The 23607-nt window shown below is 70.7% G+C and carries 18 protein-coding genes; 7 read left to right on the forward strand and 11 right to left on the reverse strand.

Features of this window, described 5'->3' with window-relative positions; all coding sequences use genetic code 11:
* Positions 1 to 31: 31 nt before the first annotated feature.
* The 6 genes from AC4BGC_RS03295 (at position 32) to AC4BGC_RS03320 (ending at position 6617) form a co-directional block, all read left to right on the forward strand.
* Positions 32 to 901, forward strand: a complete 870-nt coding sequence (locus tag AC4BGC_RS03295) for a sugar phosphate isomerase/epimerase family protein (RefSeq protein ID WP_490554297.1) — start codon at positions 32 to 34, stop codon at positions 899 to 901.
* Entirely contained in the window at positions 901 to 1923 is a 1023-nt protein-coding gene (locus AC4BGC_RS03300) for a zinc-dependent alcohol dehydrogenase family protein (RefSeq protein ID WP_490554299.1), read from the forward strand. Before AC4BGC_RS03295 ends, AC4BGC_RS03300 begins: the two co-directional genes overlap by 1 nt.
* Before the next feature lie 158 nt (positions 1924 to 2081).
* Positions 2082 to 3197: a sugar ABC transporter substrate-binding protein gene (locus AC4BGC_RS03305; RefSeq protein WP_490554301.1), complete on the forward strand. Its 1116-nt coding sequence runs from the start codon at positions 2082 to 2084 to the stop codon at positions 3195 to 3197.
* 108 nt (positions 3198 to 3305) lie between these two features.
* The gene (locus AC4BGC_RS03310) at positions 3306 to 4085 is read left to right on the forward strand and encodes an ATP-binding cassette domain-containing protein (protein ID WP_490546156.1); all 780 of its coding nucleotides are present in this window, start codon (positions 3306 to 3308) and stop codon (positions 4083 to 4085) included.
* Positions 4086 to 4092: 7 nt separating this feature from the next.
* A complete protein-coding gene (locus tag AC4BGC_RS03315; protein ID WP_490546155.1) occupies positions 4093 to 5382 on the forward strand; it encodes a sugar ABC transporter permease in 1290 nt (429 codons plus the stop codon).
* Between the two features lie 2 nt (positions 5383 to 5384).
* Positions 5385 to 6617 carry an ROK family protein gene (locus AC4BGC_RS03320; protein WP_490554302.1) on the forward strand — a complete coding sequence of 411 codons (1233 nt, stop codon included), beginning with the start codon at positions 5385 to 5387 and terminating at the stop codon, positions 6615 to 6617.
* A 329-nt stretch (positions 6618 to 6946) separates the two neighbouring features.
* On the opposite strand, the gene AC4BGC_RS03325 is transcribed toward AC4BGC_RS03320, so the two are convergent.
* The 7 genes from AC4BGC_RS03325 to AC4BGC_RS03355 form a co-directional block, all read right to left on the reverse strand.
* On the reverse strand, positions 6947 to 8116 hold the full coding sequence (locus AC4BGC_RS03325) for an ROK family protein (RefSeq protein ID WP_490554303.1): 1170 nt from the start codon (positions 8114 to 8116) through the stop codon (positions 6947 to 6949).
* Positions 8117 to 8118: 2 nt separating this feature from the next.
* The gene (xylA, locus tag AC4BGC_RS03330; protein ID WP_490554304.1) at positions 8119 to 9282 is read right to left on the reverse strand and encodes a xylose isomerase; all 1164 of its coding nucleotides are present in this window, start codon (positions 9280 to 9282) and stop codon (positions 8119 to 8121) included.
* Positions 9279 to 10688, reverse strand: coding sequence for a xylulokinase (gene xylB, locus AC4BGC_RS03335; RefSeq protein ID WP_490554305.1), 1410 nt, complete (start codon positions 10686 to 10688; stop codon positions 9279 to 9281). Before xylB ends, xylA begins: the two co-directional genes overlap by 4 nt.
* A gap of 51 nt (positions 10689 to 10739) precedes the next feature.
* On the reverse strand, positions 10740 to 13286 hold the full coding sequence (locus tag AC4BGC_RS03340; RefSeq protein WP_490554306.1) for a bifunctional FO biosynthesis protein CofGH: 2547 nt from the start codon (positions 13284 to 13286) through the stop codon (positions 10740 to 10742).
* Between the two features lie 85 nt (positions 13287 to 13371).
* Positions 13372 to 14403: an LLM class F420-dependent oxidoreductase gene (locus tag AC4BGC_RS03345; protein WP_490546149.1), complete on the reverse strand. Its 1032-nt coding sequence runs from the start codon at positions 14401 to 14403 to the stop codon at positions 13372 to 13374.
* Between the two features lie 53 nt (positions 14404 to 14456).
* A complete protein-coding gene (locus AC4BGC_RS03350; RefSeq protein WP_490554307.1) occupies positions 14457 to 16583 on the reverse strand; it encodes an MMPL family transporter in 2127 nt (708 codons plus the stop codon).
* Between the two features lie 102 nt (positions 16584 to 16685).
* Positions 16686 to 17234, reverse strand: a complete 549-nt coding sequence (locus AC4BGC_RS03355; protein ID WP_490554308.1) for a YbaK/EbsC family protein — start codon at positions 17232 to 17234, stop codon at positions 16686 to 16688.
* 109 nt (positions 17235 to 17343) lie between these two features.
* Here AC4BGC_RS03355 and AC4BGC_RS03360 point away from each other — a divergent pair, with 109 nt between their 5' ends.
* A complete protein-coding gene (locus AC4BGC_RS03360; protein WP_490554309.1) occupies positions 17344 to 18231 on the forward strand; it encodes a glycerophosphodiester phosphodiesterase family protein in 888 nt (295 codons plus the stop codon).
* 46 nt (positions 18232 to 18277) lie between these two features.
* Here the strand turns inward: AC4BGC_RS03360 and AC4BGC_RS03365 are convergent, their stop codons facing one another.
* From AC4BGC_RS03365 to AC4BGC_RS03380, 4 genes are all read right to left on the reverse strand, one after another.
* Positions 18278 to 19099, reverse strand: a complete 822-nt coding sequence (locus tag AC4BGC_RS03365) for a sigma-70 family RNA polymerase sigma factor (RefSeq protein ID WP_490554310.1) — start codon at positions 19097 to 19099, stop codon at positions 18278 to 18280.
* Between the two features lie 222 nt (positions 19100 to 19321).
* Positions 19322 to 21175 (reverse strand): AMP-dependent synthetase/ligase, encoded by a 1854-nt coding sequence (locus AC4BGC_RS03370; RefSeq protein ID WP_490554311.1) that lies wholly within the window; start codon positions 21173 to 21175, stop codon positions 19322 to 19324.
* 50 nt (positions 21176 to 21225) lie between these two features.
* Positions 21226 to 22404 (reverse strand): acyl-CoA dehydrogenase family protein, encoded by a 1179-nt coding sequence (locus AC4BGC_RS03375; RefSeq protein ID WP_490546142.1) that lies wholly within the window; start codon positions 22402 to 22404, stop codon positions 21226 to 21228.
* Between the two features lie 3 nt (positions 22405 to 22407).
* Positions 22408 to 23547 (reverse strand): acyl-CoA dehydrogenase family protein, encoded by a 1140-nt coding sequence (locus AC4BGC_RS03380; RefSeq protein WP_490546141.1) that lies wholly within the window; start codon positions 23545 to 23547, stop codon positions 22408 to 22410.
* Positions 23548 to 23607 lie beyond the last annotated feature (60 nt).

The raw sequence follows: 23607 nt of genomic DNA on the forward strand, positions 1-23607 counted from the left end.
CGGTCCCTCTCGGGGCCTCGAAAGGACGACCATGCAGATCGGGTGCCACGCCTCCGTGTGGACTGGAACCTTCGACGACGCGGGCCTGCGGCTCGCGGTCGAGAAGACCGCCGCGGCGGGCTTCGACCTCATCGAGATCCCGTTGATGGATCCGGACAAGGCCGACGCGGCCTCGGTCCGCAAGGTGCTGGCCGACTCAGGCCTCGCCGCGACCGCCTCCCTGGGACTCTCCGAGCTTACCGACCTCTCCAGCGAGGATCCGGAGATCGTGGCCGCCGGGGAGGACCTCCTCGGCCGCTGCCTGGAGTTCCTCGCCGAGGTGGGCGGCACCCACCTCGTCGGCGTGATCTACAGCGCGATGCGCAAGTACATGGCGCCCGCGACCGACCTCAACCGCCGGCACAGCCAGGAGGCGATCGGCCGGATCGCCGAGCGCGCCGCCACCCTGGGGATCAAGGTCGGGGTCGAGGTGGTCAACCGCTACGAGTCGAACCTGCTGAACACCAGCAGGCAGGCGCTGCGCTTCGTCGAGGAGACCGGCTCCTCGAACCTCTCGGTGCACCTGGACACCTACCACATGAACATCGAGGAGCCGGACATGATCACCCCGGTCCTCGCCGCCGGCGATCGGCTGGGCTACGTGCACATCGGGGAGAGCCACCGCGGCTACCTGGGCTCGGGGACAGTCGACTTCGACGGCTTCTTCCGTGGCCTCGCCACGATCGGGTTCGACGGCCCGGTCGTGTTCGAGTCGTTCTCCTCCGCCGTCGTGCACGAGGACCTGAGCAACATGCTCGGGATCTGGCGCAACCTGTGGCAGGACGGTGACGACCTCGGTCGGCACGCGAACTCCTACATCCGCAACCAGCTCGCCGCCGTCGCCTCGGTCCAGCTGCACTGATGCGCGCCTTGGTCTACTCGGCACCGCGCGAGTTCGCCCTCGAGGAGGTCCCGACGCCTCGCGCGGGTGCCGGTGAGGTCGTCGTCGACGTCACCCTGGCCGGGGTCTGCGGCACCGACCTGCACCTGCACGCCGGCGGGTTCTTCGCGGAGTTCCCGCTGACGCCGGGGCACGAGAGCGTCGGCGTCGTCCGCGAGGTCGGCGCCGGGGTGGATCACCTCGTCCCCGGGCAGCGGGTCGCGGTCGACAACGCCTCGGCGTGCGGGCGCTGTCCTGAGTGCTCGCGCGGCCAGCACCTGTTCTGCGAGAGCTTCCTGTCCCTGGGCGTCAACGCTCCCGGCGGTTTCGCCGACTCGCTGGTCAGCCCGGCGCACAAGGTCTACCCGATCGACGACCTGCCCGACGAGGTCGCGGTGTTCGCCGAGCCGCTCGCCTGCGCGGTGCACGGGATGGACGTGCTGGGCCTCGAGCCCGGTGCCGACGTGCTGATGATCGGGTCCGGCACGACCGGGCTGCTGCTGGCACAGCTGCTCGTCCACGGGGGAGCGGGCCGCGTAACGGTCGCGGCTCCCACCGAGTTCAAGCTCGTGCTGGCCTCGTCGTACGGCGTGGACCGGGTCGTGCAGATCACCCGCGACGCCGAGGCCACCTTCGAGACCCTGCATGCGCTGCAGCCGGACGGGTTCGACGTCGCGATCGACGTGACGGGCGCGTCCTCGGTGGTGCAGCTGCTGCCCGATCTCGTGCGGGCCAACGGCACCGTGTTCGTCTACGGGATGTGCGAGGAGGAGGACCGGGTGCAGTGGCGCCCCTACGACATCTTCCGTCGCCAGCTCGCGGTCAAGGGCTCCTTCGCCCAGGTGAACTGCATGGACCGATCGCTGGCGATGCTGCGCTCGGGACGAGTGCGCACCGACGGCCTGGTCACCCACCGGTTCGGGCTCGAGGAGTACGCCGCGGCCCTGGACGCGCTGTCCTCGGACCCCACCTGCCTGAAGGCGGTCGTCGACCCGCAGCGGTGACTCAACAGCGATGCCCGGCGCCTCACACCTGTCTAGACCGGTGTAGGCGTCGGGCATTTGTTGTTCGAGACCACTAGACCGGGAATGTGACGAAGGTTACGTTGGCGCGACCAACTATTACCTCTCCGACCCGCACGGGAACCATGGGCAGTGGGCCGGTGACCTCACAAAAGGAGGCGATCTGCGTGAAGCGGATCCCGGTTCTACTCGTCGCTGGTGCGTTGGGGCTCTCCCTGACCCTGAGCGCGTGCGGCAGTGACAGCGAGAAGAAGAGCGACAGCGGCGACAGCAGCGGCGCGTCCGAGGCCAAGGTCGGGGTGATCCTCCCCGACACCGAGTCCTCGGTGCGCTGGGAGACCGCCGACCGTCCGGCCCTCGAGGCGGCGTTCAAGGAGGCCGGCGTCGACTACGACATCCAGAACGCGCAGGGCGACGCCGACAAGATGGCCCAGATCGCCGACTCGATGATCTCCAGCGGCGTCACCGTGCTGGCCATCGTCAACCTCGACAACGCCTCCGGCGCCGCGATCCAGGAGAAGGCCAAGAACCAGGGCATCGCGACGATCGACTACGACCGGCTCACCCTGGGCGGCTCCGCGGCGTACTACGTCTCCTTCGACAACGAGAAGGTGGGCCAGCTCCAGGGGGAGGGGCTGCAGAAGTGCCTCGGCCAGGACACCAAGGCCAACATCGTCTTCCTCAACGGCTCGCCCGACGACTCCAACGCGACCTCGTTCTCCAAGGGCGCGCACTCGGTGCTGGACGCGAACAAGAACTACACGAAGGTTGCCGAGCAGGCCGTCCCCGGCTGGGACAACGAGGAGGCCGGCAACATCTTCGAGCAGATGTTCACCCAGAACAAGGGGAAGATCGACGGCGTGCTCGCCGCCAACGACGGGCTCGGAGGCTCGGCCATCGCGATCCTGGAGAAGAACGGTGTCGCCGGCAAGGTCCCGGTCACCGGTCAGGACGCGACGGTCCAGGGTCTCCAGGACGTGCTCGGGGGCACCCAGTGCATGACCGTCTACAAGTCCGCCAAGGAAGAGTCCGGAGCACTCGCGGACCTGGCCATCGGCCTGACCAAGGGCGAGAAGGGCGACACCAACGGCACCTCGCAGGACCCGGAGGGCAAGCGCGAGGTCCCCTCGGTCCTGCTCGACCCGGTCGCGGTGACCAAGGAGAACGTGAAGGCCGTGATCGACGACGGTGGACAGAAGGCCGCCGACGTCTGCAAGGGCTTCGAGAAGGAGTGCGAGGCGGCCGGGATCTCCTGACCCGGCAGACGATCACCACGTCGGGTCCGGTCTTCCTCACCGGGACCGGGCCCTCGTGGCTCGACCTCCTTTCCCGCACCTCTCGTCCCGACCGACCTCGGAGGCGTCATGACCCAACCCCTGCTCGAACTGCGTGGAGTGAACAAGAGCTTCGGCGCTGTCCAGGTGCTCCACGACGTGAGCCTGAAGGTCTATCCCGGCCAGGTGACCGCTCTGGTGGGTGACAACGGGGCCGGCAAGTCGACCCTGGTCAAGACCGTGGCAGGCATCAACCGCGCGGACTCCGGTGAGTTCCTCTTCGAGGGCAAGCCGGTCACTCTGCACACTCCGAAGGACGCTGCCGCTCTCGGTGTCGAGGTCGTCTACCAGGACCTCGCGCTGTGCGACAACCTCGACATCGTCCAGAACATGTTCCTGGGTCGCGAGACCCTGACCGGGGGAGTCCTGCTCGACGAGCTGACCATGGAGGATCGCGCGCGCAGCACCCTGGCCTCGCTCTCGGTCCGCACGGTGAAGTCGGTGCGGCAGAGCGTCGCATCGCTCTCCGGCGGCCAGCGCCAGACCGTGGCCATTGCCAAGGCAGTGCTGTGGAACTCCAAGGTGGTGCTCCTCGACGAGCCGACCGCGGCGCTGGGAGTGGCACAGACCCGGCAGGTTCTCGACCTGGTCCGGCGCCTCGCGGACAACGGGCTCGGCGTCGTGCTGATCTCCCACAACATGCTCGACGTCATCGAGGTCTCCGACCGGGTCACCGCCCTGTTCCTGGGCCGGGTCGCGGCGGACCTGAAGACGAGCGAGACCAACCACAGCCAGATCGTCGAGCTGATCACAGCCGGGCGGTCCGGAGACATCGGCATCTCGGCCGCCACCGCGGCCGAGTCGGCCTAGGAGCGACGTGACGACCACTCCGAAGGACACCGCGTCCACCGGCGCCGCGCCGAGCCTCGCCGCGGCGGATTTCGCCGACGACCAGGCCAGCGCTTCCCTCAGCGACTCGTTCCGGGCCTACCGTGACCGGCTCCGCGGCGGCGACATGGGGATGCTTCCGGCGATCCTGGGCCTGGTAGTGCTGTTCATCGTGTTCTCCGCCCTGCGCCCGGACACCTTCACCAGCACCCTGAACATCGCCAACCTGCTGGTTCAGGCATCCGCCATCTCCGTGCTCGCCATGGGGCTGGTCCCGGTCCTGCTGCTCGGGGAGATCGACCTGTCCGCAGGCGTCGCCGGTGGCATGGCGGCTGGCTTCACGGCGGTGGCCATCGACCGGCACGACCTCGGCTGGCCGGTCGCGGTGCTGATCGGGCTCCTCGTCGGCGCTCTCGTAGGGCTCGCCATCGGGGTGCTGGTCGCCAAGCTGGGGATCCCCTCGTTCGTGGTGACCCTCGCGTTCTACCTCGGTCTGCAGGGTGTGATCCTGAAGCTGATCGGGCTCGGCGGCACGATCCCGGTGCGCGACGAGGTGCTGCGAGCAATCACGATCAAGTCGATGCCCGTCCTCACCGGCTGGATCGTGATGGTCGCACTGCTGGCGGCCTATGGTGCGTTGCTGTTCTGGCGGCAGGCGCGGCTGGCGAGCAAGAACCTGCACCGCCCGCCGAACTCGCTGGTGGCGTTCAAGTTCGTGGCCCTGTGCGTCGTCCTGCTCGGGATGACGTTCGTCCTGAGCAAGAACCGGAGCCGGGTCCCGACCTTCGTCATCGAGGGCATCCCGTACGCCGTGTTCGTCGTGGGCGCCCTGCTGATCTTCTGGACGCTGGTCTTCAGTCGTACCCCTTACGGTCGGCACATCTACGCCGTCGGCGGCAACACCGAGGCGGCGCGGCGAGCCGGCATCCCGGTGGACCGGCTGAAGGTCTCCGCGTTCGTGATCTGCTCGAGCATGGCGGTGCTCAGCGGCATCATCAGCGCGTCGTACACCGGAAAGGTCTCACCCGGGTCGGGCGGGGGCAACGTGCTCCTCTACGCCGTGGCTGCCGCGGTCATCGGCGGAACCAGCCTCTTCGGCGGCAAGGGCAAGATCCGCGACGCGGTGATCGGCGGTCTGGTGATCGCCACGATCGACAACGGCCTCGGCCTGCTGAACCAGTCGGCGTACATCAACTACATCATCACCGGCAGCGTCCTCCTCCTCGCCGCATCGGTCGACGCGATCACGCGCCGACGCCGGTCCGCCACGGGGACGTGACGGTGGCCGACCGGGCCCGTCGTGGCGCGGGCACCAACCAGGGCGCCGTACGACGCCACAACCTCGGCACGCTGCTCGGCCATGTCCACCGCTCGGGAGGCATCTCGCGCGCGCAGCTGACCGAGCGGATGGGGCTGAACCGGTCCACGATCGCCGACCTCGTCCGCGAGCTCGAGGACCTCGACGCCGTACGCCAGTCGATCCCGCTCGTCGGAGCGGGGCCGCGCGCCGGAGCCGGCCGGCCGTCGATCGACGTGAACCCGAACCCGGAAGGCGTCTTCGTGCTGGCCGCCGAGCTGGGCGTGGACACGGTCGACGTCGCCAGGGTCGGCCTCGGCGGGCTGCCCCTGGACCGGGTGTCCATGGCGACGCCGAGTGATCCCGATCCCGACGAGCTGTTCGACTCGCTCGTGGAGATGATGCGCTCCACGTTGAGGAGCGCGGGTCCGGACGGGCGCCTGGTGGGCGTCGGCATCGCCGTACCCGCCGTGGTGACCGACCGCGTCGGCCTGGTCCGGTTCGCGCCCAACCTCGGCTGGACCGACGTGGCGCTGAGCTCGATGATCTCCAGCAGGCTCGGCGGCCGGGTGCCGGTACACCTGGGCAACGACGCCGAGATGGGGGCGCTTTCCGAGCACACGCGTGGCGTCGGGCGGCACAAGTCCGACCTGATCTTCATCTCCTGCGACGTCGGCGTCGGTGGCGGTGTGATCGTCGGGGGATCACCGATGCGGGGAGCCAGCGGGTACGCCGGCGAGATCGGCCACCAGCCCTTCAACCCCCGCGGGCACACCTGCCGCTGCGGCAACGTCGGCTGCTGGGAGGTGGAGATCGGCTCGCACGCGGTCGCCGAGGCGGTCGGCTGCCCGCCCGAGGCGATCCACCGGCTGGCCGACTACCTGCAGCCCGGACCGGGAGTGTCCCCCGAGCTGCGGCGGCTGGGCCGCTCGCTCGGCCTGGGCCTCGGCGGCCTGGTGAACGTGTTCAACCCCGAGATGGTCATCCTCGGCGGCGTGCTCCGCTGGGTCTTCCCCCTGGTCCGCGAGGACGTCCTGGAGGCACTCGACGAGTGGGCCCTGCGCGCGCCCGCCGAACAGGTCCAGATCGTCCTCCCCTGGCTGGGCGGCGACTCCGTGATCATCGGAGCCGCCGAGCTCGCCTTCACCGACCTCCTCGCCAACCCGGCCGAGTCCCTGGAGCGCTCCCAGGGAGCAGTGGCCGAGATCCTCGGCTGACGGGCTGGGGGCGAGACCCAAGGTGGTCGAGCAGCGAGCGAAGCGAGCGGATAGTCGAGACCACGTCAGGTGAGCCGGGAGCTAGAAGTACCCCGAGGGGCGGGTGTACGCCGGGGCGCGCGACCCAGGCTGCTCGACCACCATGTGGTCGCGTGCTTCGGCGTACGGCTGCTTGTCGGGTCACCCTGAGTGGTCTCGACTATCCGCTCGCTGGCGCTCGCTGCTCGACCACCTTTCGGGCGCGTGCCCCGGCGTAGGCCCGCCGCCCGGCTCTCCACGTGGTCTCGCCCCACCGCTCGCTGCTCGACCACCTTGTGGTGCCCCCAGCCTCAGGCGGGCAGGGGGCGGGTGCCGGCGTAGACCTCGTCCAGGGCGTCGACTGCTGCGCCTGTGGAGGCGGCATGCAGGCCGAGGGTGCTCAGGGTGACGGTGCAGCCGGCGCCGGTGAAGCTCGCGTCCAGGGCGGCCTCGACTGCGGGGACCAGGAGCTCGCCGAGCGGTACGAACGCTCCGCCGAGGACCACCATCCGCGGGTCCAGGGTGAGGGCCAGCTGGGCCACCCCGCGGCCGAGCGCGTCGGCGACCACGGCGAGGCCGTCGACGGCATCAGGCGCGGCGACGAGCCGGTCGGCGTAAGACACCGGGTCCTCGCCCGGCCGGACCGGCACCCCGGTCGCCTGGGCGAGTGCGCGCTGACCGACGAGAGCCTCCCAGCAGCCGGTGCGCCCGCACGCGCAGACGTGCTGGTCGTCCCCGACGCGGAGGTGCCCGACCTCCCCGGCCAGTCCGCGGGATCCGCGCAGCACCCGGCCTCCGCTGAACACCCCGGCGCCGAGGCCCACCGTGCCGGTCAGGTAGACGAAGTCGTCGATGCCCGCCGCGACCCCGTGCACCCGCTCGGCGCGGGCCGCGCAGTTCGCGTCGTTGTCGACGGCGACGCGGATGCCCGGCCCGAGGTCGGCGCGGACGGCGTCGGCGAGCGCGACCTCGGTCCAGCCGAGGTTGGGGGCGGCGACGACCACGCCGCGGTCGTGGTCGATCAGCCCCGGGACCGCGATGGTCAGGCCGAGCAGCGAGACTCCGTCGGTCGCGAGGCGCTCCACGTGCTCGCGCACGATCCCCAGCACGTCGCCGAGCCGGGCGGCCCCGGGCTCGACCGGGCGCTCCTCGAAGAACAGCTCGCGACCGGCCAGGTCGAGCGCGGTGGCGGTCATGTAGTCGACGTTCACCTCGATCCCGAGCCCGGCCAGGTTGCGCCCGGCCAGCGCCAGGGGAGTGCTGGGACGGCCCCGCCCGGTCGACTCGCTCTCGCCCGCGCTCACCGCCCCGGCACGCTCGAGCTGCGTGACGATCGTCCCGACCGTGGCCTTCGCGAGCCCCGAGCGCCGCGCCAGGTCCGCCCGGCTCAACGAGCCGGCCTCGCGCAGCAGCCGCAGCACGAGCGCGGTGTTGCGGCGGCGTACCTCGTCGGTGGCCGCGGGACCAGCGTCGGCCTGCACGCTCAGGGGCGCAGCCCGTAGAGGTGCTCGAGCGCCAGCTGGTCGAGCCGCTCGAAGGACGTGTCACGGGCCCCGAGCGCATCGACGTCGGGCACGTCCGCGGCCTCCAGGTCGCTCCAGCTCTCGCCCTCGGCCAGGGTGGGTACGGCGAGCTCGGGCAGCTGGGCCTGCTTGAGGGCGTCCTGCACCTCCGGGTCGGCGCGGAACGCGAGGGCCTTCTCGCGCAGGATCAGGTAGTTGCGCATGCACGCCTGCGCGGCGACCCAGACCCCGTTGTCGTCCTCGGTGCGGGGGGTCTTGAAGTCGAAGTGCACCGGGCCGTCGTACCCGCCGGCGAGCAGGGTGTCGACCACCCAGAAGGCTCCGCGCACGTTGCCGGCACCGAAGCGCAGGTCCTGGTCGTACCTCGGCCCGTTCTGGCCGTTGAGGTCGATGTGGAAGAGCTTGCCCTGCCACAGCGCCTGCGCGTACCCCGCCGCGGCGTTGAGCCCGGCCATCTCCTCGTGGCCGACCTCGGGGTTGACCCCGACCATCTCGGGCCGGTCGAGGGTCTCGATGAACGCCATCGCGTGCCCGGCGGTCGGCAGCAGGATGTCGCCACGGGGCTCGTTGGGCTTGGGCTCGATCGCGAACCGGAGGTCGTAGCCGCGGTCGGTGACGAAGTCGCCGAGGATGTTGAACGCCTCGCGGTAGCGGTCCAGCGCAGTGATCACGTCCTTGGAGGCACCCGACTCCGCGCCCTCGCGGCCGCCCCAGGCCACGTAGACCTTGGCGCCGAGCTCGGCGGCGAGGTCGATGTTGCGCATCACCTTCTTCAGGGCGAACCGGCGCACCTCCCGGTTGTTGGAGGTGAACGCTCCGTCCTTGAACACCGGGTGGGAGAACAGGTTCGTGGTGGCGGTGGTGACCACCAGGCCGGTCTCGGCGAGGGCCTTGCGCAGTCCGTCGAGGATCCGCTCGCGGGTGGCGTCGTCGGAGCCGAAGGGGACCACGTCGTCGTCGTGGAAGTTGATCCCGTAGGCGCCGATCTCCGCCAGCTTCTGCACGGCGCGTACCGGGTCCATCGGGGGCCGGGTGGGCTCCCCGAACGGGTCGCGGCCGCCGTACTGGACGGTCCAGAGACCGAAGGAGAACTTGTCTTCCGGGGTGGGGGTGAAGTCGCTCATGGCTGTGCCTCTCGTGGTTTCCAGTTGGCGGTGCGTTCGCGCAGCAGGTGGTAGTTCTCGCGGAGACCGGCGACGGTGCGACCGGTGGGCAGCTCGGTGGTGGACACCTTCCAGACGGGTGGTGTCGGCGCGCCCGAGAGGGCCCAGGCGGCCTGGCGGGCCGCGCCCAGGGCGACGTACTCCCCGGGGGCCGGGACCACGACGGGCTCGCCGAGGACCAGGGGGGCCAACGCGAGCACGGCCGGGTTGCGCGCCGCCCCGCCGATCAGCAGCAGGCGCTCGGCGGTCGCCCCCGAGACCGCCGCGAGGGCGTCCACCGCGTCGGCCAGGCTGAACAGCAGCCCCTCCACGTGGGCGCGGGCGAGGTCGGCGCGCGTGGTCGCGGTGGTCAGCCCGTGCAGGGTGCCGGTGGCGTCGGGCCGGTTCGGCGTACGTTCGCCGTCGAGGTAGGGCAGCAGGGTCAGGCCGTGGGCGCCGGGCTCGGACTGCATCGCCAGCTCCGCGAGGCCGTCGTGGTCGACGTCGAGGAGCCGGGCGGCGAGCTCGAGGATGCGGGCGGCGTTGATCGTGCACGCGAGCGGCAGGAACCGCCCGGTGGCGTCGGCGAACCCGGAGACCTGCCCGGTGCCGTCGGCGACCGCCTCGGTGGTCACCGCGGAGGCGACGCCGGAGGTGCCGATCGAGACCGCGACGTCGCCCTGACCCAGCTCCAGGCCGAGAGCCGCGGCCATGTTGTCGCCGGTGCCCGGCGCGATCACGGCCCCGTCCCGGGTGGCCACCACCTCGGCAGGGGCGGCGACCCGGGGCAGGCGTACGCCGCGGCCCAGGGCGCGCTCGAGCACGTCGGGGAGCCAGATGTCCTCGCGGGTGGAGAAGTACCCGGTCCCGGAGGCGTCCCCGCGGTCGGTCGTCGCTTCCTCGGGTCTCCCGGCGAGGTGCCAGGTGAGGTAGTCGTGGGGGAGCAGCACCCGGTCCACCCGCGCAGCGGCGTCGGGCTCGTGGTCGCGCAGCCAGCGCAGCTTGGTCACCGTGAAGGAGCCGGTGAGCACGCTCCCGGTCAGCTCGGCGCAGGCGTCGGGGCCGCCGAGCTCCGCGACCAGCTCCTCGCCGGCCGCGGAACTGCGGAGGTCGTTCCACAGCAGTGCGTCCCGCACCGGTTCGCCGGACTCGTCGAGCATCACCGCGCCGTGCTGCTGGCCTCCCACCGCCACCGCTGCCGCGCGGGGGAGCAGCGGTCCCGCGGCCTCCTCCAGCGCCGCGATCCAGGCCCGCGGGTCCACGGAGGTGCCGGGCGGGTGCGCGGCGGAGCGCTGCTCCACGACGGTGCCGTCGGAGGCGTCCACGAGGAGGGCCTTGGTCGACTGGGTCGAGGAGTCGATGCCGAGGACGAGGGGTGAGTCGGCCATCCCTTACTTTTATACGACTCTTGAACTAAGTCAAGGGCCTGCGGCGGCGGACTAGCGGGCGGCGTACGTCGTGGTGCGCTCGACGACCGGCCGGTCGATGCCGGCGCCGATCTCCACCAGCTCCGCGACCGTCTTGGCCGACCCGTGCTCGGAGCCCGCCATCCGGGAGATCGTCTCCTCCATCAGGGTGCCGCCGACGTCGTTGGCGCCGGCCTGGAGCATCGCCCGGGTGCCCTCGACACCGAGCTTGACCCAGCTGGTCTGGATGTTGGAGATCCGGCCGTGCAGCAGGATCCGGGCCATCGCGTGCACCGCGAGGTTGTCGCGCAGGCTCGGGCCCGGCCGGGCGACGCCGGCGAGGTAGATCGGCGAGGAGGTGTGCACGAACGGCAGCGGCACGAACTCGGTGAACCCGCCGGTCTCGTCCTGGATCCGGGAGAGCACCCGCAGGTGCTGCACCCAGTGCCGCGGGTTGTCCACGTGCCCGTACATCATCGTCGAGCTCGACCGCACCCCCACGCGGTGTGCGGTGCTGACCACGTCGATCCAGGTGGCGGTGGGCAGCTTGCCCTTGGTGAGCACCCAGCGGACCTCGTCGTCGAGGATCTCGGCCGCGGTGCCCGGGATGGTGTCGAGGCCGGACTCGCGGGCCTTGATCAGGAAGTCCTCGAAGGACAGCCCGGTGCGGCTGGAGCCGTTGACGATCTCCATCGGCGAGAACGCGTGTACGTGCATCTGCGGCACCCGCTGCTTCACGGCGGCGGCGAGGTCGAAGTACGCCGTACCGGGGAGCTCGGGGTCGATCCCGCCCTGCATGCAGACCTCGGTGGCGCCGAGGTTCCAGGCCTCCTCGGCCCGGTCCGCGACCTGGCTCAGCGAGAGCGAGTAGGCATCGGCGTCGGTACGCCGCTGCGCGAACGCGCAGAACCGGCAGCCGACGTAGCAGACGTTGGTGAAGTTGATGTTCCGGTTGACCACGTAGGTGACGTCGTCGCCGACGGTCTCCCGCCGCAGGTCGTCGGCCAGCTTGCACACCTGGTCGAGCAGCTCGCCCTCGGCAGTCATCAGGGTGAGCGCGTGCTCGTCGCTGAGGTTGCCGGGATCGCGCTCGGCTGCCTTGAGTGCCGCCGTACCGGATAGTCCGCGACGTTTCCGTCCCGAACTGACCGATTCCGCGACGGGACTGTCTCGGACTATCCCCTCCTTGAGCGAGTCCCAGTCCCCGTAGATCTCGTCGAAGTCGGAGCGGCGGTCGTTGGTGCGGCCCTCGGTGTCGACGCTGGCGTGCAGGTCGGTGCGGCCCTTGCCGGAGCCGGCGACCGCGAAGCCGCCGTCGGGCTCCTGCCAGGGGTGGCCGACCGGGCGTACGCCGTCTCGCAGCAGGCCGTCGTCGTCGGCGAGGGCGGCCACGTGGGCCGAGACGCGGGGGTCGATCCACGGCTCGCCGGCCAGGACGTACTCCGGGTGCGCGGTGAGACGCCCGCGCAGGGTGAACCCGGCGGACTCGGTGATCGAGCGCAGCCGCTCCAGGGAGGGCCAGGGACGCTCGGGGTTCACGTGGTCGGGGGTGAGCGGGGAGACGCCGCCCCAGTCGTCGACGCCGGCCCCGAGCAGGGCAGTGCACTCCTCGAGGTCGACGAGGTTGGGGGGAGCCTGCAGCCGGACCTTGGGGCCGAGCACGATCCGGGAGACGGCGATCGCGGCGAGGTACTCCTCGAGGGCGAGGTCGTCGGTGTGCCGCATCGCGGTGTCGGGCTTGGCGCGGAAGTTCTGGATGATGACTTCCTGGACGTTGCCGTACTGCCGGGCCACGCGGCGCAGCTCGAAGAGCGACTCCGCGCGCTCGGTCACGGTCTCGCCGATGCCGATCAGCAGCCCGGTCGTGAACGGTACGCCGAGCCGGCCGGCGTCCTCGAGCACGCGCACGCGCACGGCCGGGTCCTTGTCGGGGGAGCCGTGGTGGGCCTCGCCCTTGACCTCGAACAGGCGTCGCGAGGTGGTCTCGAGCATCATCCCCATCGAGGGGGAGACCGGCTTGAGCCGGTTCATCTCCTCCCACGACATCACCCCGGGGTTGAGGTGGGGCAGCAGCCCGGTCTCCTCCAGCACGCGCACGGCCATCGCGCGCACGTAGGCCAGGGTGGAGTCGTAACCCTCCGCGTCCAGCCAGGCCTGTGCCTCGGGCCAGCGGTCCTCGGGCCGGTCACCGAGGGTGAACAGCGCCTCCGCGCAGCCGAGCTCGGCACCCTGGCGGGCGATCTCGAGGATCTCGTCGGGGGAGAGGTAGGGCGCCTCGCCGGCGCGCTCGAGGTGCCCCGGCGTGGTGACGAACGTGCAGTAGTGGCAGCGGTCGCGGCACAGCCGGGTGACCGGGATGAACACCTTCGGGGAGTAGGTCACGGTCCCCGGCCGGCCCGCGGTGACCAGGCCCGCGTCCCGGACTCGTGCGGCCACGGCGGCCAGTCGCTGGAGGTCCTCGCCGCGCGCCTCCAGCAGCACCGCGGCCTCGGCGAGGTCCAGGGCGGCGCCGCGCTCGGCGCGTGCGATCGCCCGGCGAGTCTGCTGGGGGGTGGGCCTGGTGGCCGGCTGGTCGCTCATCGTGCTTCAGGCTAGCCGCGTGCCGGGCCCACGCGGGCAGGGCCCGCTGTCGGACCCCGCCCGCGCGCGGCGAACCGGCGCCGGTTCAGCTGACCCATTCCTTGAGCTGGCGCACCAGCCCGGCCGGGTCGTCGCTGGCCGGGGCCACCTGGAGGTTGGTCACGCCGGACTCGCGGAAGGCCGCGATCCGCTCCTTGATGTAGCCCTCGGGGCCGACGAGGTTGGTGCGCTCGAGCAGCTCGAGCGGCACTGCCGCCTCGGCCTCCTTCTTCTTGCCGTCGAGGTAGAGGTCCTGGATCTCCTTGGCCTCGGCCTCGTAGCCGTACTTGCAGGCGAGCTCGTTGTAGAAGTTCTTGCCCCGGGCACCCATGCCGCCGATGTAGAGCGCGGCCATCGGGCGGGCGAAGTCGAGGAAGCCCTTGACGTCGTCGCCGATCGCGACGAGCCCGCCCGCGGAGATCTCCAGTGGCGCCAGGTCCTCGCTGCGCTTGGCGGTGCCGGCGGCGATCGCGTCGCCCCAGACCTGGGCGGCGCCCTCGGGGCTGTACATGAACGGCAGCCAGCCGTCGGCGTACTCCGCGGCGCCCTCGACCGACTTCGGCCCGAGGGCGGCGATGTAGATCGGGACGCTGCTGCGCTCGGGGCGGGTCAGCATCTTCAGCGGCTTGCCGAGCCCGGTGCCCTCACCCTGCGGCAGGGGGAGGTGGAAGCTCTTCCCGTCGTACTCGATCACCTCGCGGCGCAGGGCGGCGCGGATGATCTCGATCGCCTCCTTGGTGCGTCCCAGGGGCTTGCTGTACGGCATCCCGTGCCAGCCCTCGATGACCTGCGGGCCCGAGGCGCCGAGGCCGAGGATGGCGCGCCCGCCGGAGACGTTGTCGAGGCCAGCGGCGGTCTGCGCGAGCAGCGTCGGCGTGCGCGAGTAGACGTTGAGGATCGCGGCGCCGATCTCGACGGTCTCGGTCACGGCGGCCAGGTAGCCCATCAGCGTGGGGGAGTCGAAGCCGTAGGCCTCGGCCACCCAGACCGTGTCGATTCCGGCCTTCTCCAGCCCGACGACCTGGTCGGCGGCGGAGCGCGGGTTTCCGTCGTACATCAACATCGTGGAGAGCTTCATGACGCTGACAGTATTGGTGTCAGGGTCGTGGCGCCACCTCGGGGCCGCCCTCCTCAGGTCCGCACGCGTACGTCGCTGCGCTCGCTCTGCTCCGACGATCGGCCGGGGACCGCCCCCGCCCCGCCGTGCCCACCGGCGCGGTCGAGCCCGCTGGGCCACCAGATCTTCGCGCCGAGGTCGAGGTTGATCGCGGTCACGAGCACCGAGCGGACGATGATCGTGTCCAGGATGACCCCGAGCGCGACCGCGAAGCCGAGCTCGACCAGGAACACCAGTGGCAGGGACGCCAGCACCGCGAACGTCGCGGCGAGCACCAGCCCGGCCGAGGTGATCACCCCGCCGGTGGCCGAGAGCGCCACCAGCGACCCGGCCCGGGTCCCGCGGGTCATCGTCTCCTCGCGCACCCGGGTCATCAAGAAGATGTTGTAGTCGATGCCCAGGGAGACCAGGAAGACGAAGACGAACAGCGGGAAGCTGGGATCCACGCCGGGGTAGTCGAACAGGTAGGTGAACGCCAGGGCGCTCAAGCCGAGGGCGGCGCCGAAGGAGAGCACCACCGTGGCGATCAGGATCAGCGGCGAGGCGACGGCTCGGAGCAGCACCATCAGGATCAGCAGCACCACGAGCAGCGTCACCGGGATGATCACCTGGGAGTCCCGGGCGTTCGCCTCCAGCATGTCGGCGAGGATCGCGGAGCTGCCGCCCACCAGTGCGTCCGCCCCGTCGACCCCGTGCACCGCTGCGCGTGCCTCGTCGACCGTGTCGAAGGCTGCGTCGGAGGTGGAGTCGACGGTCAGGTTCGAGCTGATGAACGCGACCCCGTCCTGGACCACCGGTCGGCTCGGCGGCTCGAGGTTCTCCACGCCGCGCAGGGCCTGCGCCACTGCGTCGGCCCGGTCCGCGTTTGCGACCACCTGCAGCGGTGTGGAGGCGTCCGCGAGGCCGTGCTCGGTGAGCACCTGCTGGCCGGTGACCGACTCGAACTCCTGGGTGTAGGTGTCCTCGGCGGAGAGCCCGTTGGTGTTCAGGGTGAGTACGCCGAGCGCTGCGGCCCCGAGGCAGGCCGCGGTGACCACCCAGACCCTGCGCGGCCGCGGGGCGATGAACTGGCCCACCCGCGCCCACAGCCCGCGGCTGGTCGGCTCCTCGGAGCCGAACGTCGGGCGCTTGGGCCAGAACATCCACCGGCCGAAGATCACCAGCAGGGCGGGCAGCAGCGTGATCATCGCCAGCAGCGCGACCCCCACGCCGATCGCGCACACCGGCCCCAGCCCCGCGGTCGAGTTCATCTCGGCGAGCAGCAGGCACAGCATGCCCACGATCACCGTGCTCCCGCTGGCGATGATGGCCGGGGTGGCCCGGTGCAGCGCGACCGCCATCGCCTCGTGCCGGTCGTCGTGACGACGGAGCTCTTCTCGGTACCGCGCGACGAGCAGCAACGCGTAGTCGGTCCCGGCCCCGATCACCAGGATCGACACGATCGCCTGGCTCTGCCCGTTGACGGTCAGGTCGGCGTACTTCGCCAGGAAGTAGATCACCCCCAGGGAGGTGACCAGCGCGACCACCACGGAGAAGATCGGCAGGATCCACAGGATCGGGCTGCGGTAGGTGAGCAACAGCAGCACGATGACCACGCCGAGGGCCGCGACCAGCAGGCTGCTGTCGAGCCCCTCGAAGGACTCGAAGGAGTCCACGGCCGAGCCGCCCGCCCCGGCGATGTAGACCTCGGTGCCGTCGAGCGCCGTGATGTCCTTGATGTCCTTCGCGATGTCGGGCATCAGGTTCCACCCGTTGGACCCGAGGTCGAACGTCACGGTTGTCTGGACCGCCTTGCCGTCCCTGGAGGGGATCGGCCCGATCACCTTGCCCTCGACGTCGTCCATCGCCTGCAGCTCGCCGGCCTGCTTCTGCAGGGTGGCGAGGTCGGCCGCGGTGAACCCGGAGTCCTTCTCGTAGACCACGGTCGTCGGGATCGCGTTCGGGTCCTGGAACGGCCCCAGCTTGTCCAGGGCGCGCGTGGACTCCGCGTTCCCCGGCAGCCAGGAGGCGGCCTCGTTGTTCTGTACGTCGGTGAGCTTGCCCGCGAAGCTGCCCATGACGCCGAAGGCGACCAGCCACAGGGCGAGCACGATCCACTTGGTGACGCGGCCGGTCAGCCTTCCGGCGATCTGACGATGCATGGGTCCACTCCAGGGGACGGGCGCGAGGCGCGAGTCACCTCACTGACCTGAGGCAGACCCCGGGAGCGTCCAGAACTCATCGTCCACCCCAAGTTTTCGAGACTAGACCTGGCGAGCCATCTCCGGAACCACCTCGGCCCGGGGGAGCTGGACCAGTAGCCGGCCCGGCAGGACGAGCTTGGACCCACGGATGCCGCTGCCGATGATGGCGGTCTCGATTTCGACCACGCGTGGGTCGAGGAGCAGGCGCCAGTCCGAGGGGATGCCGACCGGCGTGATCCCGCCGTACTCCATGGCGGTCTCGGTCACGGCACGGTCGTGGTTGAGGAAGGAGGCCTTGCGCACGTCGAGGGTGCGCTTGATGACGCCGTTGACGTCGGCCTTGGTGTCCGCGCGCACCACGCAGGCCGCCGAGCGCTCCTGGCCGTCGCGCCGGCCCGAGACCACGACGCAGTTCGCGCTGGCCTCCAGCGAGACGCCGTACGCCTCGGTCATCGCGGCGGTGTCGGCCAGCTCGGGGTCGATCACGGCCACGGCGACCTCGCCCGCGTGCTCCCAGGAGGCGAGCGCCTCGCGCACCGGGGCGGCGAGGAGCTCGGGGTGGTCGAGGGCCGGTCGGAGCGACAAGGAGCCGAACGAGTCGATCTGCATGCGAGAAAGGTACGGGGACCCCGGATCGGCCGCAGACGGCCCCAGACGCTCGCCCTCCGTTGGGGCGTACGTCACCGGTCCGTCACTCGCGGCGGGGAGCGTCGCGGGTGTGACCAGAACCCTCGTGATCGGGCACCGCGGTGCCAGCGGTCATCGCCCCGAGCACACCTCGATGGCCTACCGGCTGGCCTGGCGCATGGGCGCCGAGTCGGTCGAGCCCGATGTGGTCTGCACCCGCGACGGGGTGCTGGTCTGCCGCCACGACCTCGACCTGGCCAGGACCACCGACGTGGCCCAGCATGCCGAGTTCGCGCACCGCCGCCGCCGGCTGGTGGTCGACGGCCTGGTGCAGCACGGCTGGTTCGTGCAGGACTTCGACCTCGCCGAGCTGCGGCGGCTCCGGGCGCGCGAGCGCTGGCCGCGCAAGCGACCCACCAGCGCGATGTACGACGGCCAGGGGCACGTGCTCACCCTCGAGGAGCTGCTCGACCTGCGGGAGGCCGAGTCGGCCCGGTCCGGCCGCCGGCTCGGGGTGCACGTCGAGCTCAAGCACCCCGAGGTCTTCGCCGGTCTCGGGATGCCGATGCACGAGCCGCTGCTCGACCTGCTGCGGCGGCGCAGCCTGACCGGCGCGCTGTCACCGGTCAGCGTGATGTCGTTCGACTCCTCGGTGCTGCGGGCGCTGCGGCACCGCGTGGACAACGAGCTGGTCCGCCTGGTGGGGCCCCTGGAGCCGGTCAAGCGCCGGATGCTGCACCGAGAGGCGAGGTATGCGAACTCGATCGGGGTGCACAAGCGGCACGCCGTCGCCCGCACGGTAGAGGTGGCCAGGAGGGCGGGCCTCGGTGTCCTCGTGTGGACCCTGAGGAAGGAGACGCCCGACGACATCGTCCGGCTGCTCGACCTCGGGGTGGACGGGCTGCTCACCGACTTCCCCGCGGCAACGGTCACGGTCAGGGACCGCTGGGTCTCCGGGCGAGGCGTGGCAGCGTCCTAGCGGCCGACGACCCGTCTGCCTCGGCCCGGCTCAGGATCGGCCCGGCTCAGGACGCGTGAACCTCGCCGACACTGTTGCGCAGCTGGCCCAGGATGCGGGTCAGCAGCCGGGAGACCTGCATCTGGGTGACCCCGATGCAGGCGGCGATCTCGCGCTGGGTCATCCCCTGGTGGAAGCGCATGTCGAGGATCAGCCGGTCGCGCTTGCCGAGCGTGTTCAGCACCGGGCTGAGCATCAGCCGCGCGTCGGCCGCGCGGTGCTCGGCGTCGTCGAGCGGCAGCAGCTCGCCCAGGGTCGTGGACCCGTCGCCACCGGCAGGGTGGTCCAGGGAGGCCGGCGCGAAGCAGCCGTCGCTGGCCAGCGCCTCGATCACCGACTCCCGGGGCTCGTCGAGGTGCTCGGCGATCTCGGCCGGCTGCGGGGACCGGCCGAGCCGGTGGGACAGCACGGCCTCGGCGGCGTTGATCCGGGCCTGCAGCTCCTGGATCCGGCGAGGCGGCCGGATCATCCAGCCGTGGTCGCGGAAGTACTTGCGCAGCTCGCCGCGGATGGTGGGCACGGCGTAGGAGAGGAAGTCGTGGCCGGTGGCGACGTCGTAGCCCCGGGTGGCCTTGGTCAGCGCGAGAGCGGCGACCTGGCGCAGGTCGTCGACGGGGATGCCCCGCGAGCGGTAGCGGCCGGCCTCGGCGTGGGCGAGGTCGAGGTGCATCTCGATCACGGTGTCGAGGAGCGCGCGTCGCTCCTCGGCCGTGCCGGCGCACCCGGCGAGGGTGAAGAGCTCGCGCGTCCGGGTGGCCCGGGCGTTCTCGGGACGGGTCTGTTCGTGGGCCAGGTGACCGGCCGTTTGGGGTTGGGCTAGTGCAGGCATGTGTGCTCACCGACCTGTGAATCGCTCCCCGAGGGAGAGCTGAGGGAAGGAGTGCCATTCCCCTACAGCACTGCGGCATCCGGCCGGTTGGCTTCAACGAGATGCCCGCCGCATCTGCGCGGCGCGTCGTTTCACAGTAGCCGACGAGATGAGCATCACAAAGGGTGCGAGGGCAAAAAGTTTACAAAGTAAGGGGCCCGGGTGGCAGGCCCGCGTCCAGCCTCACGACTGGGCGTAGAGACCCTGGAGCGCGTCCGCGTAATTCGCGTGCACGACGCGACGCTTCACCTTCAGCGTCGGGGTCAGCTCCGCGGTCTCGGCGGTCCACTCCACCGGCAGCAGGGTCCACTTCTTGACCTGCTCGGGGCGGGAGAGCCGCTCGTTGGCCTTCGCCACCGCGTCCTCCACCATGGCGAGGATCTCGGGTGCCTGCGCGAGGCCGGCGAGGTCGGCGTACTCCAGGCCCAGCTTGGCGGCGACCACCGGTGCGACGTCCGGGTCGAGGGTCATGATGGCGACCACGTAGGGCTTGGAGTCGCCGTAGGCGAGCGCGTGCCCGACCAGGGGGCTCTCCTTGAGGAGGTTCTCGATGTTCGAGGGTGCGATGTTCTTGCCCTGCGAGGTGATGATCATTTCCTTCTTGCGGTCGACGACCTTCAAGAACCCGTCCTCGTCGAGCTCGCCGATGTCGCCGGTGTGCACCCAGCCGTCCTCGTCGACGAGGTCGGCGGTGGCCTCGGGGTTCTGGAGGTAGCCGGAGGTGTTCACCGGGCCCCGGGTGAGGATCTCGCCGTCCTCGGCGATCGCGATCTCGATGCCGGGCTGGGCCTGGCCGACGGTGCCGAGCTTGAACCGGCCGGGCCCGCAGGCGGTGACCGAGCCGGTCGTCTCGGTCATCCCGTAGATGTCGAAGATGGCGAACCCGAGGCCGGCGAAGAACCGCGCGGTCTCCAGCGGCATCGGGGCCGACGCGGAGCCGGCCCAGGCCACCCGCTCCAGGCCGAGCATCGACTTCATCGGGGTGAGCACGGCCTGGTCGACGGCGTCGTACCGCGCCTGGAGCTCGGGGCTGGTCTGGTGACCGACCTGCAGCGACTCGACGTACTCCAGTCCGACCGCCATCGCGTCGGCGACAGCCTGCTTCTTCGCCGCGTCGGTCTCCATCGCGAGCAGCCCGCCGATGCCGGTCTGGATCTTCTCCCAGACCCGGGGAACCCCGAAGAACCGCGTCGGGCGGACCTGGCCGAGCGCGCCGACCAGCTGGGCCGGGTCACCGATCAGGTGCAGGTGGGCGCCCTGGGCCATCGGCAGGTAGATGCCCAGCACCCGCTCGGCGATGTGGGCGTAGGGCAGGTAGGAGACCCCGATGTTCTCCTCGCCCTCGAGCCCGGCGGTCCGGGTGCTGCTCTCCACCTCGAAGAGCACGTTGCGGTGGGTGATCACCACGCCCTTGGGGTTGCCGGTCGTGCCGGAGGTGTAGAGGATCGTCGCCGGCTGGTCGGGGTCGATGGCCTGCCAGCGACGGTCGACCTCCGCGGCGTGCTGCTCCCTGGTGGCGCGGCCGCGCTCGAGCAGCTGGTCCCAGGTGATCGCCCCGCCCTGTACGGCGGCCGGGTCGAGCACCACGACCTGCCGGACCTCGCCGGCGGCCAGTGCGTCGGCCCAGCGGGCGAGGTGGTCGGCGCTCTCGAGCACCACGACCGCGGGGGCGGCGTGGCCGGCGATGTAGCCGACCTGGCTGGGGGAGAGGGTGTTGTAGATGGACATCGGCGTCGCGCCGGCGTGCAGGGCCCCGATGTCGGCGACCACGTGCTCGATCCGGTTCGAGGCCATGATCGCGACCCGGTCACCGGGCTGCACGCCGAGGTCGACCAGCGCCGCGGCCACGTCCAGGGCGGTCTCGCGCAGCTCGCGCCAGGACAGCGTGCGCCAGCCGGCCGGGTCCTCGACCCCGATCTTGTCGGAGTACGCCGGGGCGTCGCCCTGCTCGGCCACGGTGTCCGCGAACGCCTGCACGATCGACCTCCCCGCGATCAGGGCCTCGATCTGCTGCCGGTCTGCGAGGACATCGGTCATGTGAGTCTCCTGGTCGGGGGTCTGGAGTCTCTCCGCAGTCCGGGGGAGCGTCAATAGCTCTTCGGCAGGTTCAGCATCGAGGTGCCGATGTGGGCGAGCACCATCTGCTCCGAGACCGGGATGTTCTTGGCGATGCGGGCGTCGCGGAACATCCGCTCCACCGGGTACTCCTTGGAGTACGCCATCCCGCCGAGGGTCTGGAACGCCTGGTCCGCGGCCTCCCACGAGGCCTGGGCCGCGGTCAGCTTGGCGACGTTCGCCTCGCTCCCGCACGGCCTGCCCCGGTCGAAGAGCCAGGCGGCCTTGTAGGTCATCAGCCGGGCCAGCTCGGCCTTCGCCTTGATCTGGGCCAGTGGGAACTGGATCGACTGGTTCGACCCGATCGGGCGCCCGAAGACCTGGCGCTCACGGGCGTAGTCGGAGGCGACGTCCAGTGCGGCGTCGGCACCGCCCACGGCACCGGCAGCAGCGATGATCCGCTCCGGGTTGAGCACGTCCCACAGCACCCGGAAGCCCTCGTCGACCTCGCCGAGCACCCGGTGGGCGGGGACCCGGACGTCGTCAAGGAAGACCTGGCTGGAGTGCAGGATGTTCGACCCCATCTTCGGGATCGGGGTGTAGCTCAACGTCCCGGCGGCCAGCGCCTCCTTGACGTCGAGGAGGAACAGCGTGAAGCCGGACGTGCGCGGCCTCGCCTCGGCGGCCGGGATCGTACGGGTGACCACGACCATCCAGTCGGCCCGCTCGACGTTGGAGATCCACACCTTCTGGCCCTTGATCAGGAAGTCGTCCCCGTCGGGGCGGGCGCTGGTGGTGATCTCGATGGCGTTGGAGCCGGCGTCGGGCTCGGTGAGCCCGAAGCTGAACTGGAGGTCGCCGGTGGCCAGGCCCGGGAGGATCTCCTGCTTCTGCTCCTGGGTGCCGTGCCGGGCCAGCGTCGTGACGCCGAAGCCCGGGTTGAGCACGTAGATGAACGAGCCCGCCGTGCCCCCGGAGGCGCACAGGGTCTCGCAGGCGATCGCCGTCTCGAGCAGTCCCTGCCCGCCGCCGCCGTACTCCTCGGGGACGCTGAGGCCGAGCCAGCCGCCGTCGGCGAGGTCTCGGTAGAGCTCCTCGGGATAGCGGTGGTTCTCCTCGCACCGCGACCAGTAGGCGTGGTCGTACTTCGCTGCGACGGCAGCGACACCCGCGCGTACGGCGACGGCGGACTCGGGAAGGTCGAAGTCCATCGCCTAGAGACCCAGGCTCCGGCCGATGATCTCCTTCTGGATCTCCGTCGTGCCCCCGTAGATCGTGGAGATCCGGCTGTCCAGGTAGGCCTTGGCGATGGGGTACTCCATCATGTAGCCGTAGCCGCCGTGGAGCTGGACGCCCTGGTTGACCAGCTTGTTCTGCAGCTCGGTGCAGTAGTACTTCGCCATCGACGCGTCCACAGCGGTGAGCTCGCCCGCGAGGTGCTTGGTGAGGCACTCGTTGAGGAACGCGCGGGCGACCCGGACCTCGGTGGCCATCTCGGCGACCAGGAACCGGTTGTGCTGGAACTTGCCGATCGGCTTGCCGAACGCCTCGCGGGTCTTGGCGTAGTCGATGCACATCTCCACGACTGCCTCGGCGGCGGCGACGGCCTGGGCCGCGATGATCAGCCGCTCCTGGGGGAGGTTCATCATCAGGTAGATGAAGCCCTGTCCCTCCTCGCCGAGGAGGTTCTCCTTGGGCACCACGACGTCGGTGAAGGACAGCTCGGAGGTGTCCTGCGCGTGCAGCCCGATCTTGTCGAGGTTGCGACCACGCTCGAAGCCCTCCATGCCGCGCTCGACGACCAGCAGGCTGATCCCCTTGTGGCCGGCCTCGGGGTCGGTCCGGGCGACCACGATCACGAGGTCGGCGTGGATGCCGTTGCTGATGAAGGTCTTGGAGCCGTTGAGCAGGTAGTGGTCACCCTTGTCGACCGCGGTGGTCCGGATGCCCTGCAGGTCGCTGCCCGCGCCCGGCTCGGTCATCGCGATCGCGGTGACGATCTCGCCCGAGACGGTGCCGGGCAGCCAGCGCTGCTTCTGCTCCTCGGTCCCGAGGCTGGTGATGTAGGGAACGATGATGTCGGTGTGCACCGAGAACCCGGGGCCGCTGACTCCTGCGCGGGTCTGCTCCTCGGAGACGATCACGTTGTAGCGGAAGTCGTCGACGCCGGGGCCGTCGTACTCCTCGGGCACGTCGAAGCACAGCAGCCCGGCCTCGCCGGCCTTGAGCCACAGCTCGCGCGGCACGATCCCGTCCTGCTCCCACTGGTCGTGGAACGGCACGACCTCGCGCTCGTAGAAGGTCCGGGCGCTCTTCCGGAAGTCCTCGTGCTCAGCGGTGTACAGGTCGGGCATGAAGGGCTCCAGTCGGCAGGGTGAGGATGACGTTCTCACTGTTACAGCAAAACTGTCACG

The organism is Nocardioides sp. Z38_18 (assembly GCF_058215695.1).